This window comes from Paraburkholderia bannensis NBRC 103871 (assembly GCF_000685015.1).
GTDB classification, from domain to species: Bacteria; Pseudomonadota; Gammaproteobacteria; order Burkholderiales; family Burkholderiaceae; genus Paraburkholderia; species Paraburkholderia bannensis.
The window spans coordinates 519,163-536,161 of record NZ_BAYA01000005.1 but is presented as its reverse complement, the minus strand read 5'-3'; the positions used below and the strand labels follow the sequence as shown (position 1 = coordinate 536,161).

Sequence of the window (16,999 nt, the reverse complement as noted above, 5' to 3'; positions counted from 1 at the left end):
GCTCCGCTGGGTTTCGCTGGGCTTTATTGCGCGACCGGGCCCGATCCCGGCGGCAGATGCGCGAGCGGATCGACCGCATGGGTGCCCTCGCGCATTTCGAATTGCAGCAGCGCCTGGCCGCCGCTGCGCGTGCCCATTTCGGCGATGGTCATGCCCTGCGTGACCGCATCGCCTTCGCGCACGAGGATCTTGCGGTTGTTGCCGTAGGCGGTGACGTAGCCGTCGTCGTGCTTGACGATGACCATGAGGCCATAGGACTTGATGCCGCTGCCCGCGTAGACCACGCGCCCTGCCGCGACAGCCTTGATCGGCATGCCCGCGCGTCCGGCGATCTCGATGCCGCGCGAGCCGTCCACGCCAAACTCCTGCACCACCATGCCGCTGACGGGCCAGATAAACGGCGCGGCGTGTGCCGTCGCCTGCGCCTGCGTCTGTGCACCCGACGCAGACGCAGCGCCCGGCGCGTTGCGCTGCAACGCACTCCAGTCCGGCGGCGCCACGCGCAGCAGTCTTGCCACCTGCAAGGTCGCACCGGCTGCGAGACCATTCCAGTGCGCGATGTCCTCCGGCTTGCGCCCGAAGCCATAGGCGACGCTGTTGAGCGTATCGCCGGGTTGCACGCAGTAATAGCCTGCGACCGCGTTGCTGCAACTGGCCGTGAAGAGTGTCGTATCCGCGTCGCCCTGGAACGCCGCGCACCCCGACAGCGCCGCGCTCGCGACGAGCAATCCTCCCCATGCCGCCAGGCCCCATCGCGTACTCGTGCTCGATCTCATTAATTCGTCATCCTGCATGCTTGATTGAGCCGGGCATTATGGAAGAAGCGCGCCAGTTTCTATCCTGGTAACAGGCGCGCTCCTTGATGGCGCGCATGCAAATCACGGCTTGAAGTCGGCGGACTCAAGCGGCTGGGCGCGGTCGGCCACAGAGTCATTGTTGTGCTGCGGCTGGGCTTTCGTGTAGGCGTGGTGAGTGGTGCGAGCGGTGTGGTGATGCTTGCCGCTGTGATGACGATGATGCGTGGGCGCCGAGGTTTCCTGCGCAAACGCAGCCGTGCAGGCGAACAAGGCAAAGCTGGCGAAAAGAATGCGTTTCATAGCGGTTCCTGCCGTTAGAAGGTTGAAGCCGACCCTTCTTCGATGGGCCGACTTCCGCATAAACGCCAGCACGACGTCAGAGTTGACGATGTCACGTCGCCCCTGACAATGCTTTACAACACTGCCTAAAAACCGATCAGAACACGCCGAGCACCAACCCCGCCGCGAGGCCCGCGCCGAGTTCCGCGCAACGCGCAAGATCGTCTGCGCCGATGGTCTTGGGCGCGAGAATGCGCTCGGGCGTCTGTGCATGGGTGCAGACGATCAGGCCATCGGCGACGGACTTCAGCCGCCAGCCCGTGGCGATGCGATCGATCTGGCGCAGGGCGTTCTGGCCGTCGCTGCCCGCGCAGACCATGACCGCGTAAGGACGGCCGTTGACGCGATCGAGTGCCGCGTAATAGCAGCGGTCGAAGAAGTCCTTCATGAGGCCGGAGATGGCCGCGAGGTTTTCGGGCGTGGCGAAGAGATAGCCGTCCGCGACAAGCACGTCGGCGGGTTGTGTTTCGTGGGCGCGTTGCAGCCGGATGGCCAGTTGATGTTCGTCGGCCTGCTCGCGTGCCGCGGCGGCAGCGGCCTCGGCCATCTGCTGCGTGCCTCCGGTCATCGTGTGATAGACGATCAGCAGCGTCTTCATGGTTACAGGCTCATCGATCCGCCAGCAAGCCGGGTTGGCAGGCCGCGCGCAGCGATGATACCGCGCGGCTCGTGCAAGCCGCTTCTGCAAGCCGCTCATGCAAGCCGCTTCTGCAAGCCGCTCATGCAATCGCGTACCATGCGCCCATGCCTACCTATATCGCTCTCTTGCGTGCCGTGAATGTTGGCGGCACCGGCAAACTGCCCATGCCCGAGCTGCGCGCGATGTGCGAGGCGCTCGGCTTCACGAACGTGCGCACCTATATCGCGAGCGGCAACGTGGTGTTCGAAAGCCGGCTCGCGGCGGCAAGCGTTAAAAAGCGGCTCGAACAAAGCCTGGAAGAGTACGCAGGCAAACCTGTGGGCGTACTCCTGCGCAACGCCGATGAAATGGCCGCGGTACTCGCCGATAACCCCTTCGCCGACGCGCCGCCCGAACGCACTGTCGCGATCTTCCTGGACGCCGCACCGCCCGCCGATGCGCTCGACAGGCTCAGCGGCCACGGCACCGAGCAGCTTGCGCTGGGCAAGCGCGAAATCTACGTCTATTACCCCGACGGCATCGGCCGCTCGAAGCTCAAGATTGTCTCGGGCAAGGACGGCACGGCGCGCAACATGAACACCGTGGCCACGCTCGCGCAATGGGCATCGGAATGATGCGGATCCAGGCAGATCGCGGCGGATCGAGGTGGATTCACCCGCGCCGCATCGCACGCAGCATAACTGTCACGCAACGCGCCTACGATGGCTCGTTTCTCTAATGGAGACGTGAAAGATGTCGCTTCCTTACGGCTATGCGAAGGGCAAGATCGTGAGCGCGCCGCAGCTCAAGTCCATGCGGCGGCCTCATGAAGTGCAGTACCACCTGCACTTCGGCGTCTCGGTTGCGGGCGCGCAATGGGACGTCGCGGTGAACGTCGGCACGACCGACGCGGACGACCTGCTCAAATACAAGCTGCTGTTCGACTTCCGCCATGAGGTGCTGGCGACGCTGAAGGAGGCCGCTTCGGGCTCGCAGGATCTGACAGGCCAGAGCGCGCTGCCCGCCATCGATTTCGAGCGCAGCGATTTTCTCGCCAACACCGGCAACTGGCGCGACAGCGACGTGATGGACGGCACCGAAACCGTCGAGCCCGTCGCCACGCTCAAGCGTCTGCTGGAGCGCGCGCAGCAGGCGGGCAACGACGTCTACGTGTTCGGCCGCTTCTATAGCGAGGGCGACGGCGTGCACGACGTCCACATGAACCAGGGGTCGAAGGGCTCGTTCATCCATCGTCCCGGCGACGACAGCAACGATCACAACGACATCTGGCAGGACGGCGCGCTGCTCGTCGATCTGGGCGAGCCGCAATGGGCGCTTTATGTCGCCGCGTTCGACCAGCAATGGGTGCCCACCGACAATCTGGGCAACCCCACGGCGGATTCGAAGCCGATTTCGTAACCGCGCTGCCGAGTCAACGCGCGCTCAGTCGATATTCGCGAGCGCGCGTTTGAGCGCCTGCACGGCGCTCGCGCTCGTCGCGCCCTGGCGTGCCGGGAAAAAACCCAGTTCGACACCTTTGCTGTCATCCGTCGTGAACGCTTCGCGGCACGACGCATGCACCTCGCTCGCGCCAACGGCTTGAACGATGCGCGCAACATTGGCCGCCGATACCCCGCTTCCCGGCATGATGCCGATGCGGGCCGCCGCCTGGCGCTCCAGTGCGACGAGATGCGCGAGGCCGTCTTCCGCGCGTACCGCGCCGCCTGACGTGAGGATGCGCTCGAAGCCCAGCGCGACGGCTGCTTCGAGCGCGGCCGCCGGATCGGGCACGAGGTCGAACACGCGATGCAGCGTCGCGCCAAGTCCCAGTGCGCGCGCCCGCAATGTTCCCAGCAACGTCACGTCGAGCGCGCCATCGGGAAGCGCCGCGCCGAGCACGACGCCCGCGAGGCCCGCAGCGCGCACGGCGTCGATTTCGGCTTGCATCGCCGTAGCGTCGGCGGGCGTCCAGGCAAACGAGCGCGCGTGCGGACGGATCATCGCGTAGACCGGAACCGGCGCGCGCGCGGCTGCCGCGATCAGCCCCGGCGTGGGCGTAAGGCCGCCCAGGTCGAGCGCGGAACACAGTTCGATGCGATCCGCGCCGCCAGCAATCGCGGCTTCGAGACCCTCGGGGCTATCGACGCAGACTTCGAGCAATACAGGCATTTTGATCCTCGTTTTCCAGCGTATTTACGATTGCCGCGCGAGCCACGCCGCGCCGGTCAAGCCGCCCTCGTCGCGATAACGGCCCGGCACGACGAGCGGCTGTTCGCGCCGGATCAGCACGCGCGCGCGTACGGCCAGATCGAGCTTCTCGATCAGCGCGCCCGCCGAAGCAAGCCCGCCGCCCACGGTCACCACGGAAGCGCCCGTGACGTTCACGACCGCCGCGAGCGGGTCTGCAACCAGTTCGCGCCAGACGTCGAGCGTGCGCGTCGCGGCGGCATCGCCTTGCTGCCACGCTTCGAGGATCGCATGACTGCTTTTCGTTGCGCCATGCAGGTGCGCGTGCAGGCGTTCGATGCCGCGTGCGCCGCCGATGGTATCGACGCAGCCGGTTTGCCCGCAGCCGCACGCAAAACGCGGCACCGCCAGCGTTTCGCCGTCGATCGTACATTGCGTGTTCACGATCGGCCCGTGGCCCCACTCGCCCGTCACGCCGCCCGCGCCGCGGATCAAGCGGCCATCCGCGACCAGGCCGCCGCCCACGCCCGTACCCAGCACCGCGCTGAACACCACGCGATGTCCCGCGCCCGCGCCTGAAACGGCTTCGGCGAGCGCGAGGCAATCGGCGTCATTGGCGGCGTACACGGCGCGATCCAGACGCGCTGCCAGTTCGCTCGCCAGCGCGCGGCCCGTGATGCAGGGAAGATTGGCGGAGAACGCCACGCCGTCTAGCGGATCGATCAACCCGGCGATGGACAGCGCAAGCGGCGCGCGCTGGCGCACGGTGTCGAGATGCGCGTGCGCGGCGAGCATCGCGGCCAGCGCATCGGCGAATTGCGGCCAGTCGCGCGCGGGCGTCGGCTGCTTCGCGAGTGGCGTGAGCGAACCGTCGGGCGCACAGGCCGCGAGGCGCATGAAGGAACCGCCAATATCGGCGGCGTAGAGGGGGGCTTCGTTCGAGGAAGTGACGGTGTCGGGCATCGGGCGCTCATCGGTCGCGAAGGACAGCAAAGCGCCCGCGCAAAATGCACGCGCCGCCGGAAGACCTCCAGGCGGCGCGGCAATTTACGCGGGCGCTGACTCGCCCCGTACTCTACGCGTCCTTACGCGGTGGCGCGAGGCGCGCATTGCGCGACCACTGCGCGAATGCAAGCAATCGCGTGATCGACGTCCTGCGCCGTGGTGTAACGGCCCAGGCTGAAGCGCAGCGTGCGGCTGGCCGCTTCGGCGCTCAGGCCGATTGCGCTCAGCACATGCGAAGGCGCGCCCGAAGCCGAGTTACACGCCGAAGTCGACGACACGGCCAGGTCGGCGGCCAGCATGAACGGGAAGAAGCCGTTCGAGTCGAGGGTGAGGCTCAGCGTGTGGGGGATGCGGCGCGCGTTGCGCGCGTTCTGCGTGACGATCTCCAGGTCGCGCACGCCGTCGAGCAACTGCTGCGCAAGCTGCGCGATGCGCTGCGTGTCGGCGTCCATCAGTTCCTTCGCCAGCGCGCAGGCCGTGCCCATGCCGACGATCTGGTGCGTCGCCAGCGTGCCCGAGCGCAGGCCGCGCTCGTGGCCGCCGCCGTGCATCTGCGGCGCGATGCGCGCAGCGGCTTCGCGGCTCACGTAGAGCGCGCCAATGCCCTTGGGCCCATACACCTTGTGCGCCGACATCGACAGCAGGTCGATGCCCATCGCCTTCACGTCGATCGGCGTCTTGCCCAGCGCCTGCGCCGCGTCCACGTGCAGCAGCGCGCCCGCTTCATGCACCAGCGGCGCAATGGCCGCGATATCGGTGAGCGTGCCGATTTCGTTGTTCACCAGCATCAGCGAAACGAGGCCGGTGTCCGGGCGCAGAGCGGCCTTTACGGCAGCGGCGGTGATATTGCCGTCGGCGTCCGGGCGCAGATAGCTCGCCTGCATGCCACGCTGTTCGAGGCTCGCCATGGTGTCGAGAATCGCCTTGTGTTCGAGGCAACTCGTGACGAGATGGCGGCGCGTGGCCGTTTCGGCGAACCCCTTGAGGGCGAGATTGTTCGATTCGGTGGCGCCCGACGTCCAGACGATCTCGTCGGCCGATGCGCCGATCAGCGCCGCGACCTGCGCACGGCCCTGCTCCACGAGCGCGCGCGCCTTCACGCCCGCCGCGTGCGAGCTGGAGGCCGGATTGCCGAACGCGCCGTCCATGCCGAGGCACTCGCACATGGCCGCGATCACGCGCGGGTCGGCCGGCGTCGTCGCCGCGTAGTCGAAGTAATGCAGGTTGTCGCCCATTCTGTTTGCCCGTATTCGTCTGGATTGCGTCTGAATGCGTCTTGAAATTACGTCTGGAATGGGGATCTATGCTACGTGGCACCTTGTAGAAAGTGGTTCCAAATTAGGGGCCGCTTTCGCACTGGCGAAGAATTATTTTCTCTTCGCCACGCTACAGCGAAAAAACGGCTGCTGCGGCGTACCCGTTATGACGTCGCTGCCTGCTGTGCAGCTTCGCCCAGGTGTTCCGTATGCATCGTGTTCAGGCGCGACAGCAGGATGCCGTAGCCGGTCAGGTGGCCCAGATAAACGCTCGTGTAGACGCCCGCCGCAGGCAGGGCTTCGACCAGCGCATGAAGCGACGACATCGGCAGCGGCCGCATCGTCAGGCCGGGGCGCTCGACGCGCAGATCGGCGACTTCCGCAAGCTGGCGATGCGCTTCGACGAGGCGCCCGAGTCCCTGGCGGAAATCCGCTTTCCATTGCGCATTCAAGGTCTCGAATTGCGCGTTGAAGGTATCGAAGGTCTCCAGGAAGTTGACCACCGAATCGAACAGTTCGTGATAGCACCAGAACAGCGGCGTGCGCGCACGATTGCGTTGCAGATGCGGCGAGACCCACGATTGAGCGAGATCGGCCTTGAGCAGGTCGTGCGCTTCTTTCAGGTTGCTGCTCGATTTGCGCAGCGCGGCCGTGGCCGTGCGCAACTGCGAGCGGTCGAGCGTGCCGCTGGCAATCCCGTCGAGCAGCGCGAGCGCGCGCTCATTGCCTTCGTTGACGAGCGTATTGGCCCAGTAGCCGTGATCGGGCGGAAACACGATCTGCTGGATGATGAAGCCGAGCAGCATGCCCAGCACCACGCCGATCAACCGCTGCTCCAGCAGCGGAATATGTTCGCCGGTATAGAGCACGAGCGTCATCGGCACGGTGATGCTGGTCATCTGGAACACCGACGGCCTCACGCGCACGATCGCGAAAATCACGATCGGCAGCAGCAATACGCCGAGCCAGAGATGCGGCGCGGTCAGCCAGATCAGCAATGTGCCGATGGGCATGGCCACCAGGTTCGAGGTGACGCGCTTATAGAAATAGCCGCGCGCGGCGGAAATCGAACTCCCCAGCGCCAGCGTGAGCATGGTCGAACCGGCCAGCGCGACGGCGGCATCGGGATAGCCGTAGTGATAAGGAATCGCGAAACCGATCCACATGCCGAGCGTGAGCTTGGTGTATTTCGCCATTTCGGACAGGGAGAAACGCGCGAGCGCGCGGCGAAATGGCGTGAGCGGTTTATGAACGTAGGAGTTGGGCGTCATGGCGGCAAACGGAGTCATCCGGCACTGGCGTGGCAAGGCCGTGCTTTAAAACCGACATGCTAATCGACCCGCAAACGTTCCTGCGAACTTGCGTGCAGTTTTGCGCAGCCTTAAACGCGATTCATTGTTAGTAAATGGCAAGGTGCGTGTCAGCATTGAAACATCTACTTACTCTTTAAATTGTCAGACGATTCGGTTTAAATTCCTTTTAAATCAGCGTTTTCCCGCATTCGAATAGCTTGCGATTTATTTTCAATTTCTTTCGAGTTTTTATCCCTTACCGTCATGCCAACTGTTTGACGTTCGCAATGCGAACTGCTTTTGCGAACCTTTATCAGGCAATTTTGAGTTGGGGTAGGCCCATGACGATAACAACGCGCGTCTCTATCTGTCTGCCCACGTGCGATCGCCCGGATCTGCTGATCCGCTGCATTGAGTCGTGTCTTGCGCAGACGCATTTGAATATTGAAATCGTGATCGGCGACGATTCGCCCGACACCCACACCGGGCAATTGATCGCCCGGCGCTTCGCGGGCGATGCACGCATTGTGTACCGGCGCAATGTGCCCGCGCTCGGCCAGGCGCGCAATGTCGCGAGCCTGTTCGAGCGCGCGACGGGCGACAAGATCCTGTTGATCCACGACGACGATTTTCTGCTCGACCACTGTATCGAGCGGCTGCTGGCGCAATGGACGCTGCATCCCGGCATCGAAGTCGCGTTCGGCAATCAATATGAAACCGATGCGGATGGCCGCATCGATTACGCGTCGAGCCGGCGCATGAATCACGCGTATCACCGCACGCCGCAAGCCGCTGGCGTGCAGCCGCTCGCGGGACGCACGGGCATCGTGCAGATGTTTCCGAACAACGGCTGGCTTGCGGACGCCGCGCTCGTCAAGCGCGTCGGCTACGGCGACGGCGACAACCAGCAATTCGCGGTGTGCTGCGATTTCGTCTTTGGCGTGCGTCTATGTCTGGCCGCGCGCGGCGTCTGTTTTGTCGACGACTATGTCTCGTGTTATCGCAAGACCGAGTTCTCAGTGTCAGCGGCAACACGTCAGACGCCCAGCGCTTCGTCGCTCGCCGCCTGGCATTTTCTCGAAGCGCTGGCCTTGCCGCCCGAACTCGAACCGGCGCGGCGACTCGCCCTGCGCCGTCTCGCGCCTATCGTGGTTTCGCTGCTCGCGCGCAACCGCCAGGCGCGCGCCGGTCTCAATCTCGCGCTGACGCATCTGTATGCGTACCGGTTCGGCTTGAGCATGCGGCTCTACTATCACCTGCTGATGATCTGGAAAGGCGCATGGCTCGCGCGACGGCCCGCGCCCTTGCCTGTCCCCCTGTTCGACGGCGAGGAACAGGTCGTCGATGTCACGCGCACCCGCATTCCGTGATGCGCTGGCAGTGCTTCGGTTCCGCGACATTCGAGCGTACATTTGATCGAATCACGGTGCGGCATTCAGCTTAAGCGCAGCTTTCGTGCATTCCCGCTAGTATGTCGATCCGATGTCTTGATCGCGGCCGCGTCTGAACCCGGCGCCACCCTGATCGGATCAGGACTAAAACCAGGAGCACGATAAATGTCTTTTCGCATGACGATGTTGGCGGCCGCTGTTATCGCCGCAGGTGTAGCCAGCGCGAGCGCGCAAGCCCAGGTCGCGGGCGCACAACCGCTGAGCGTGACGGTCGAGCAATCGCAGGCGCTGCTCGAAGGCTGGAGCGTGAAGAAGAGCGTGCTCGGCAAGGCCGTCTATAACGACGACAACGCGAAGATCGGCACGGTGCGCGACCTGATCGTCGCGCCGGACGGTTCGGTGTCGGCGGCGATTGTCTCGGCGGGCGGTTTCCTCGGCGTCGGCGTGCATGATGTCGCCGTGCCGATCGCGGCGCTCGACGTACGCAACGGCAATCTGTACCTGCCGGGCGCCACCAAGGAAGCGCTCAAGGCCACGCCGGCGTTCCAGTACGCGAAGATCGATTCGCCGCCCAAGCCCAAGCGCGTCGACAGCAACACGAAGCCCGCGCAGTAAGCCTGCTGTTCATGAAGCGTTGCGCTCGCTCGGGCGCAACGCTTCACTCACTTCACCCCGCTTCACCCCGCATCACATCACGTCACCTCACCCCGCCGCAATTCCCTCCTCGCGCAGTTCGATCCCCGTCCATACGCCCGTCGCGGACAGCTCCTCGATCAGGTCGCAGATCGTGCGCCGCACCGCCAGCGAAGCCGAACTCACTGGCAACGCATTCGGCCAGCAGATGCTCGCCGGCCGCCGGATCACCGGATCGACGATACGCCGCGTTTTAGGCCGTTCCGCGCTCGCGCGCAAAGCTAGCGCCGACGACGGCAGGATCGTGCACGCCGCGCCCGATTGCGCCGCCGACAGCAGCATCGGCAGCGAATCGATATCGGCGATGATGTTCAGCGGCACCTGTTCGCGCGCGAAGGTACGCTCCAGCAGCAGCCGCAAGCCGTTCGACACGCCGGGCGCGACCATCGGCACGTCGGCGAGCGACGCGAGCGTGCAGGTGCGCGCACGCGCAGGCACGCCCGGCTCGCCCATCAAATACAGTTCTTCGTCCAGCACCGGCAACGCCGAGATGCCAGGCGTCGCCGTATCGCGAAACAGAATGGCCAGGTCGAGCCGGCCGTTCGCGAGCAACTCGTTCAGGTAGCCGCTCATGCTTTCGAAGAATTGCAGGCGAATGCCGGGAAAGCGCTCGCGCACGCGCCTGAACACCGGCATGGCGAGCACCGACGCCATCGTCGTCGGCAGCCCGATGGCGACCGTGCCCGATTCCGCGCCCACGCCCTCACGCACTTCCTGGCGCAACTGCTCCATCTGGTGCAGCACGAGCCGCGCGTGGCGATACAACGCCTGCCCGGCCGCCGTAGGCTTCACGCCCTGCGGGCTGCGCACGAGCAGCGGCACGCCCAGGTCGTCCTCCAGTTTGGCGACCTGCTGGCTCAGCGACGGCTGCGCCACGAAGAGCTTTTCCGCGGCCTTGCCAAGGCTGCCGTAGTCGACGATGTTGACGAAATAACGAAGCTGACGAACGTCCATGGGCCCGGCTCTCGATGCGAGGGTCATAGGATACCCTTATGACCGGCACATTCAATCCATATTTCCGCGTGCCGGAGCATTCGCATACAGTCGCCTCATTCAGATTCGAACCATTCGAACTATTCGATGCGCCGCCTCAAGGGCGCAGGAGACGGCTATGCAAACATCCACGACCGAGTCGGCCCTGTCCGTCAGCGACACCATTTCCCCTGCTCCCGCCGCCGCCCTGGCCGCCACGCTCGATTGCAGCAGCGCGCCGGGCAAAGGCGACGCCCTCCCGCCGCTCTGGCACTGGCTCTACTTCTGGTCAACCGCGCCGCAAGCCGATCTTGGCCCCGACGGTCATCCGCAAAAAGGCGGCTTTCTGCCCGACCTGGGCCTGCCGCGCCGCATGGCGGCGGGCGGGCGCATCACGTTCAACGCGCCGCTGACGATCGGTGCACAGGCCGAACGCGTCTCGCGCGTGCTGTCGATCGAGCACAAGGAGGGCCGCAGCGGCCGCCTGGCGTTCGTGACCGTCGAGCACGAAATCAAGGCCGACGGCGTGACCGCGATCCGCGAGGAACAGGACATCGTGTATCGCGAGGCCGCGCAACCTGGCCAGGGCGGCCAGGCCCAGGCGAAGCCCGTACCGGCGCCGGCCGACGCCGACTGGCGCCGCGCGATCACGCCCAGTGAAGTCCTGCTGTTCCGCTATTCGGCGCTGACCTTCAACGGCCATCGCATTCACTACGACCGCGATTACGCGCGCAACGCCGAAGGCTATCCCGACCTGGTCGTGCATGGCCCGCTGATCGCCACCTTGCTGCTCGATTCGCTCGCGCGCGCCCTGCCCGGCGCCGTGGTGCGCGAATACCGCTTCAAGGCCGTGCGGCCGACCTTTCTCGGCCACGGCTTCAGCGTGTGCGGCCGCCGCAGCGACGACGGCAAACACATCGAACTCTGGGCCCAGGATCACGAAGGCTGGCTGACGATGTCGGCGCAAGCCGTGCTGGCCTGAATCCCTCGCAAGTCTTCACCGAATCTTCAAAGCATCTGGACGGAACACCCGCAATGACCGAAACGAACGATCAATACCAGGATATCCGCGACGCCGTGCGCGATCTGTGCAGCCAGTTTCCGGACGAGTATTTCCGCAAGATCGACGAGACGCGCGGCTACCCCGAAGCATTCGTCGACGCGCTCACGCAGGCAGGCTGGCTCGCCGCGCTGATTCCGCAGGAATACGGCGGCTCGGGCCTGGGCCTCACCGAAGCCTCGATCATCATGGAGGAGATCAACCGCAGCGGCGGCAATTCCGGCGCGTGCCACGGCCAGATGTACAACATGGGCACGCTGCTGCGTCACGGTTCGGAGGCGCAGAAGCGCCACTATTTGCCGAAGATCGCGTCGGGCGAGTTGCGCCTGCAGTCGATGGGGGTGACCGAGCCGACCACCGGCACCGACACCACGAAGATCAAGACCACGGCCGTGCGCAAAGGCGACCGCTACGTGATCAACGGCCAGAAGGTGTGGATCTCGCGCGTGCAGCACTCAGACCTGATGATCCTGCTTGCGCGCACCACGCCGCTTTCGGACGTGACGAAGAAAAGCGAAGGCATGTCGATTTTCCTCGTCGACCTGCGCGACGCCATCGGCAAGGGGCTCACGGTTCAGCCGATCCTCAACATGGTCAATCACGAGACCAATGAGCTGTTCTTCGACAACCTCGAAATCCCGGCGGAAAACCTGATCGGCGAGGAAGGCAAGGGCTTCAAATATATTCTCGACGGCCTGAACGCCGAGCGCACGCTGATCGCCGCCGAATGCATCGGCGACGGTTACTGGTTCATCGACCGCGTGACGAAATATGTGAAGGATCGCCAGGTATTTGGCCGCCCGATCGGCCAGAACCAGGGCGTGCAGTTCCCGATCGCGCGCGCGTTCGTCAACATCGAAGCCGCCAACCTGATGCGCTTCGACGCCGCGCGCCGCTTCGACGCCCACGAGGCTTGCGGCGCGCAGGCCAATATGGCGAAGATGCTGGCCGCCGACGCTTCATGGGAAGCCGCGAATGCGTGCCTGCAGTTCCACGGCGGCTTTGGTTTCGCGTGCGAATACGACGTGGAGCGCAAGTTCCGCGAGACGCGTCTTTATCAGGTCGCGCCGATCTCGACCAACCTGATTCTTTCGTACGTCGCCGAACACATGCTCGGCCTGCCGCGTTCGTTCTGACCGTTTCGAGGAGACACTCATGCGCCCTCTCGAAGGCATCAAGGTCATCACGTTCGAACACGCGATCGCGGCGCCGTTCTGCACGCGCCAGCTCGCCGATCTGGGCGCGCGCGTCATCAAGATCGAGCGTCCCGGCGTAGGCGATTTCGCGCGCGGTTACGACGAGCGCGTGCACGGGCTCGCCTCGCATTTCGTCTGGACGAACCGCTCGAAGGAAAGTCTCACGCTCGACGTGAAGCGCGGCGAGGCGCAGGAGATCGTGCACAGCCTGCTCGCCGACGCCGACGTGTTCGTGCAGAACCTCGCGCCTGGCGCGACGCAGCGTCTCGGGCTGGACTACGAGGCACTGCGCGAACGCTATCCGCGCCTGATCGTCTGCGATATTTCGGGCTATGGCAGCGACGGCCCGTATCGCGACAAGAAAGCCTATGACCTGCTGATCCAGAGCGAATCGGGCTTCCTGAGCGTCACCGGCACGCCAGATGAGCCCGCCAAGGCCGGCTGTTCCATCGCCGACATTTCGGCGGGCATGTACGCCTATTCGAGCATTCTTGCGGCGCTGATCGAACGCGGCAAGACCGGTCGCGGCAAGTGCATCGACGTGTCGATGCTCGAAAGCATGGTCGAGTGGATGAGCTTTCCGCTCTACTACGCGTTCGACGGCCAGACGCCGCCGCAACCCAACGGCGCGGCGCACGCGACGATCTATCCATATGGGCCGTTCAAGGCGGGCGACGGCAAGTCGGTGATGCTCGGCCTGCAGAACGAGCGCGAATGGAAGCAGTTCTGCGACACCGTGCTGCGCCAGCCCGAACTGGCCGCCGACGAACGCTTCAGCACCAATAGCCGCCGCGTCGCGCATCGCGAAGCGCTAGGCAAGCTGATCGAGGACGAGTTCGCGCGTCTTACGGCGCATGACGTGGTCGAGCGGCTGGAAGCCGCGAAGATCGCCAACGCGCATATCAACGACATGCAGGCCGTATGGGCGCACGAACAACTCGCGGCGCGGCAGCGCTGGACGCAAGTTGGCACGCCTGCGGGTAAGATTCCGGCGCTGTTGCCACCCGGCATGACGCAAGCCGACGATCCGCGTATGGATCCTGTCCCCGCGCTTGGCGAACACACCGATGCGATCCTCAAGGAACTCGGCTACGACGAGGCGCACATTCGCGCATTGCACGAAGCAGGCGCAGTCTGAACACGCAATAGAAACCGCTGTAAATAGCGCTGCAACCCGCGCTGCAAACCACGCTGCAAACAAGACGTAAAAGAATACGCAACAGAAAGCCGTCATCGCCGAACCCGAGCCGCGCACAGAAGCAAAAACACATTCGCGGCCGCAACGTAGCAGGCACCTGCGCGCTCTTTCCGGGCGCGCAGGCGGCATCACAAAGGAGACACCTTCATGCAGCACTCGGTCAATGCCGCCGGTCGCCTCGACCGGTTACCCATTTCGCGGTTTCATTGGAAGATACTCGGCCTCATTGCGGGCGGCGCGTTTCTCGACGCCTTCGACATCTATCTTGCCAACGGCTCGGTCGCCTCGATGGTCAAGGAAGGCTTCACCGACCTGCATCATGGCGCGATGTTCGTCTCGTCCACCTTTGTCGGCATGATGCTGGGCGCGTTTATCGCGGGCTGGCTCGGCGACCGGCTGGGGCGGCGCTATTCGTATCAGCTCAATCTCGCAGTGTTCGGCCTCGCCTCGATTGCCGCGTGCTTCGCGCCCAATATCGAATGGCTCATCGCGCTGCGCTTCATCATGGGCCTGGGACTGGGCGCCGAACTCGTCGTCGCGGCGGGCACGCTCGCGGAATTCGTGCCGCCCGCCACGCGCGGCAAATGGGTGTCGCTGCTGGCGATCATCACCAATAGCGGCCTCTTTGCGGCGCTCGCGGCGGGCTACTGGATCATTCCGCATCTGGGCTGGCGCTATATGTTCGCGGTAGCGGGCGTGGGCGCGCTCGTGGTGTGGTTCCTGCGCCATCGCATGCCGGAGTCGCCGCGCTGGCTCGAATCGGTCGGCCGCCTGGATGAAGCCGAAGCGACGCTCGCGGCCATCGAGCGCGAAGTAAGCGCACAGGTCGGCGAATTGCCGCCCGTGCAGCGCGCCGTCGACCTCCATAAGGGCAAGGTGCCGATCAGCGCGCTGTTCGTGCGCGGCATGCGCAGCCGCACGTTTGTGGCCGCGATCACGGCCATTGGCGTGAACGTGGGCCTCTATGGCTTTATCGCGTGGCTGCCGACCTTCTTCGTCGCGCAAGGGCTGTCGATCGTGAAGTCGCTGGGCTTTGTGTTCGTGATGTCGGTGGGCTCGCCGGTGGGCGGCTTGATCGGCTATGCGATCGCAGACCGCGTCGGGCGCGCGCGCGGGATCCTGATTGCGTCGGTCGTGAGCGTCGTGCTGGGCTGGATCTACGTGACGCTGCGCGAGCCGGCCGCCATCATGCTGGTGGGCTTCTGCCTCGTGAGTGCGATCTACACGATCTGCACGCTCGGCCTGTTCGGCTATATCCCCGAGCTGTTCCCGACCGAAGTGCGCCTGCGCGGCACGGGCGTAGCGGGCACCTGCGGACGCGCTTCGTCGATCGTCACCCCCTGGCTCGCGCTGATGCTGTATGAGCGCTTTGGCGTGTCGGGCGTGATCGCCATGGTGAGCGTGGTGCTCGCGGCGCTGTGCGTGGCGATTCTCGCGCTGCGGGTGGAAACCAGTCGCGCGGCGCTGGAAGATATCCAGCCCGAAGCCGATGCCGAAGCCTTCGCAAGCGGAGCAACCGGTGTTACGGTCGCCGGTGGAGCGAAGGCGCCTTGAGCGCGTAGCGTGTAGCGCATCGCTCGACGCGCGTGTCCGAAGGAATGCCGCTTCGTTTCGACGAAGCGGCATTTTTCATTTATAGCGCGCTGTTTATAGCGCCTCGCGTGCTCATGCGAGCGTGGGCGGCAGCTTCTGCAACTGCGCCTCCAGCACCTTGACGAAGTGGCCCGCCAGCAGCGACGGCGCACTCTGCGACGACGTCGCAAGACTCACCGTCACACTGACCGCCGGCACGAACGGCTTGATGAGCACCTTTTGGGCGAACGTGCCGGCGACGAACGGCGTGACCACGCCTACGCCGTTGCCGCTCGCCACCATCGCGCAGACCGTGATCGACGACGATGTTTCGATCGCGAAACCCGTTTCGATTCCGTTTGCCTCCAGCAGCGCCTTGAGAGTGAGCGTGATCGCATCGCTGCTTGCCAGCGATATCAGCCGCTCGCCGCGCAGCATCCCGATATCCACGACGGCTTCGTTTGCAAGACGATGGCCATGCGGCAACACGCAGACAGCCGGCAGGGTCTTCATCGCCATGACGTCGAAATCGCCCTCCACGAGCGTGCCGGTCGTGAGAATGAAATCGAACAGCTCCTGACGCAGCAATTCCATCAGGCGCGGCGTTGCGTGCGTATTGATGATGAGGTGCGCGTCGGCAAATCGCTCGCAAAAAACTTCGACGACGTCGGGCAGCACGCCCAGCGCCAGCACCGGCGTGCAGCCGATACGCAACGTCCCCGCTCCCGAGCGACGCAACATCGCAATGACGGTTTCAATCTGCTCAAGCCCTTCGAAATGCTTCTGGATGGTGCGATAAAGGAGCATGCCTTCGCGCGTCGGCCGCAAGCGGCCCTGGTGTTTTTCGAGCAGGTTGAGGCCGGAGAAGTTCTGCAGTTCCGCAAGCCGTCGGCTGATCGACGGCTGGGTCGTGTTCAGCATGGCCGCCGCGCCGATGGTCGTGCCCGTTTGCATGACCGCGCGAAACGCCTGGAGCTGCGGAAAGTTGAGCGGTCTGGTCATAGCGTTGGGACGCCGTCCCCGATGGATGTCTTCCAGAACGAACAGGCGCTGTATATCGGAATTGAATAGCCCATCGACAAAGAAGAATTATGCGAAACCGCCCTGCCTGGCCATGATTCTCGCTCTGACGGATAAAGACGGTTCTTTTCAATGCCTATGGCAATTAGAAGGCTTTGTTACGCGACTCCTCAATTGACGATCCCGATTGGCGCTCCCGTGTTCTCAGCAGTTCATAGCAAAGTCCGCACGGCGCCAGCGGCGAAGCGTTCTTGCCGGCTCTATAGCTTATTAACATTTCTCCGATTGTTTGCAGGATTTCGGCTCGCTAATGTGCCGTCTTGAATGCCTGATTAGAAAAAACTCATCGATCGGCATGCCAGTTTCTCAACTATTTCATTTGCGATTTATTCGCATTCAAAT

At 64.2% G+C, this 16,999-nt stretch carries 16 protein-coding genes and 1 pseudogene; 8 read left to right on the top strand and 9 right to left on the bottom strand.

The window, feature by feature from the left end:
• Positions 1 to 23: 23 nt before the first annotated feature.
• The 3 genes from BBA01S_RS11200 to BBA01S_RS11190 form a co-directional block, all read right to left on the bottom strand.
• Complete coding sequence (locus BBA01S_RS11200) at positions 24 to 776, bottom strand: peptidoglycan DD-metalloendopeptidase family protein (RefSeq protein WP_042296721.1); 753 nt, start codon at positions 774 to 776, stop codon at positions 24 to 26.
• 102 nt (positions 777 to 878) lie between these two features.
• Complete coding sequence (locus BBA01S_RS11195) at positions 879 to 1,097, bottom strand: hypothetical protein (protein ID WP_027816517.1); 219 nt, start codon at positions 1,095 to 1,097, stop codon at positions 879 to 881.
• A 136-nt stretch (positions 1,098 to 1,233) separates the two neighbouring features.
• Positions 1,234 to 1,734 carry a flavodoxin family protein gene (locus BBA01S_RS11190; protein ID WP_027816516.1) on the bottom strand — a complete coding sequence of 167 codons (501 nt, stop codon included), beginning with the start codon at positions 1,732 to 1,734 and terminating at the stop codon, positions 1,234 to 1,236.
• Between the two features lie 146 nt (positions 1,735 to 1,880).
• Between BBA01S_RS11190 and BBA01S_RS11185 the strand changes: the two genes are divergently transcribed.
• Both BBA01S_RS11185 and BBA01S_RS11180 read left to right on the top strand, forming a co-directional pair.
• Complete coding sequence (locus BBA01S_RS11185) at positions 1,881 to 2,390, top strand: DUF1697 domain-containing protein (protein ID WP_027816515.1); 510 nt, start codon at positions 1,881 to 1,883, stop codon at positions 2,388 to 2,390.
• Between the two features lie 118 nt (positions 2,391 to 2,508).
• Positions 2,509 to 3,174, top strand: a complete 666-nt coding sequence (locus BBA01S_RS11180) for a DUF2278 family protein (RefSeq protein WP_027816514.1) — start codon at positions 2,509 to 2,511, stop codon at positions 3,172 to 3,174.
• 24 nt (positions 3,175 to 3,198) lie between these two features.
• Here the strand turns inward: BBA01S_RS11180 and BBA01S_RS11175 are convergent, their stop codons facing one another.
• The 4 genes and pseudogenes from BBA01S_RS11175 to BBA01S_RS11160 all read right to left on the bottom strand — a co-directional run bounded on the left by BBA01S_RS11175 (position 3,199) and on the right by BBA01S_RS11160 (position 7,474).
• A complete protein-coding gene (locus BBA01S_RS11175) occupies positions 3,199 to 3,924 on the bottom strand; it encodes a copper homeostasis protein CutC (protein WP_027816513.1) in 726 nt (241 codons plus the stop codon).
• 24 nt (positions 3,925 to 3,948) lie between these two features.
• Positions 3,949 to 4,905: an ROK family protein gene (locus tag BBA01S_RS11170; RefSeq protein WP_027816512.1), complete on the bottom strand. Its 957-nt coding sequence runs from the start codon at positions 4,903 to 4,905 to the stop codon at positions 3,949 to 3,951.
• Positions 4,906 to 5,036: 131 nt separating this feature from the next.
• Positions 5,037 to 6,182: pseudogene (locus tag BBA01S_RS40890) on the bottom strand (cysteine desulfurase family protein); the annotation flags it as partial.
• Between the two features lie 185 nt (positions 6,183 to 6,367).
• Positions 6,368 to 7,474, bottom strand: a complete 1,107-nt coding sequence (locus BBA01S_RS11160; protein ID WP_027816511.1) for an aromatic acid exporter family protein — start codon at positions 7,472 to 7,474, stop codon at positions 6,368 to 6,370.
• 362 nt (positions 7,475 to 7,836) lie between these two features.
• Between BBA01S_RS11160 and BBA01S_RS11155 the strand changes: the two genes are divergently transcribed.
• Entirely contained in the window at positions 7,837 to 8,865 is a 1,029-nt protein-coding gene (locus BBA01S_RS11155; RefSeq protein WP_027816510.1) for a glycosyltransferase family 2 protein, read from the top strand.
• 186 nt (positions 8,866 to 9,051) lie between these two features.
• A complete protein-coding gene (locus tag BBA01S_RS11150) occupies positions 9,052 to 9,501 on the top strand; it encodes a PRC-barrel domain-containing protein (RefSeq protein ID WP_027816509.1) in 450 nt (149 codons plus the stop codon).
• 87 nt (positions 9,502 to 9,588) lie between these two features.
• Here BBA01S_RS11150 and BBA01S_RS11145 read toward each other — a convergent pair whose 3' ends face one another.
• On the bottom strand, positions 9,589 to 10,533 hold the full coding sequence (locus BBA01S_RS11145; protein WP_027816508.1) for a LysR substrate-binding domain-containing protein: 945 nt from the start codon (positions 10,531 to 10,533) through the stop codon (positions 9,589 to 9,591).
• 157 nt (positions 10,534 to 10,690) lie between these two features.
• On the opposite strand from BBA01S_RS11145, the gene BBA01S_RS11140 reads away from it, so the two are divergent.
• The 4 genes from BBA01S_RS11140 to BBA01S_RS40885 all read left to right on the top strand — a co-directional run bounded on the left by BBA01S_RS11140 (position 10,691) and on the right by BBA01S_RS40885 (position 15,559).
• Entirely contained in the window at positions 10,691 to 11,533 is an 843-nt protein-coding gene (locus BBA01S_RS11140) for an FAS1-like dehydratase domain-containing protein (RefSeq protein ID WP_027816507.1), read from the top strand.
• Between the two features lie 53 nt (positions 11,534 to 11,586).
• A complete protein-coding gene (locus BBA01S_RS11135; RefSeq protein ID WP_027816506.1) occupies positions 11,587 to 12,747 on the top strand; it encodes an acyl-CoA dehydrogenase family protein in 1,161 nt (386 codons plus the stop codon).
• A 19-nt stretch (positions 12,748 to 12,766) separates the two neighbouring features.
• On the top strand, positions 12,767 to 13,945 hold the full coding sequence (locus BBA01S_RS11130; RefSeq protein WP_027816505.1) for a CaiB/BaiF CoA transferase family protein: 1,179 nt from the start codon (positions 12,767 to 12,769) through the stop codon (positions 13,943 to 13,945).
• Positions 13,946 to 14,152: 207 nt separating this feature from the next.
• Positions 14,153 to 15,559, top strand: a complete 1,407-nt coding sequence (locus BBA01S_RS40885; protein ID WP_042296718.1) for an MFS transporter — start codon at positions 14,153 to 14,155, stop codon at positions 15,557 to 15,559.
• A 111-nt stretch (positions 15,560 to 15,670) separates the two neighbouring features.
• On the opposite strand, the gene BBA01S_RS11120 is transcribed toward BBA01S_RS40885, so the two are convergent.
• Positions 15,671 to 16,579, bottom strand: a complete 909-nt coding sequence (locus BBA01S_RS11120; RefSeq protein WP_027816504.1) for a LysR substrate-binding domain-containing protein — start codon at positions 16,577 to 16,579, stop codon at positions 15,671 to 15,673.
• Positions 16,580 to 16,999 lie beyond the last annotated feature (420 nt).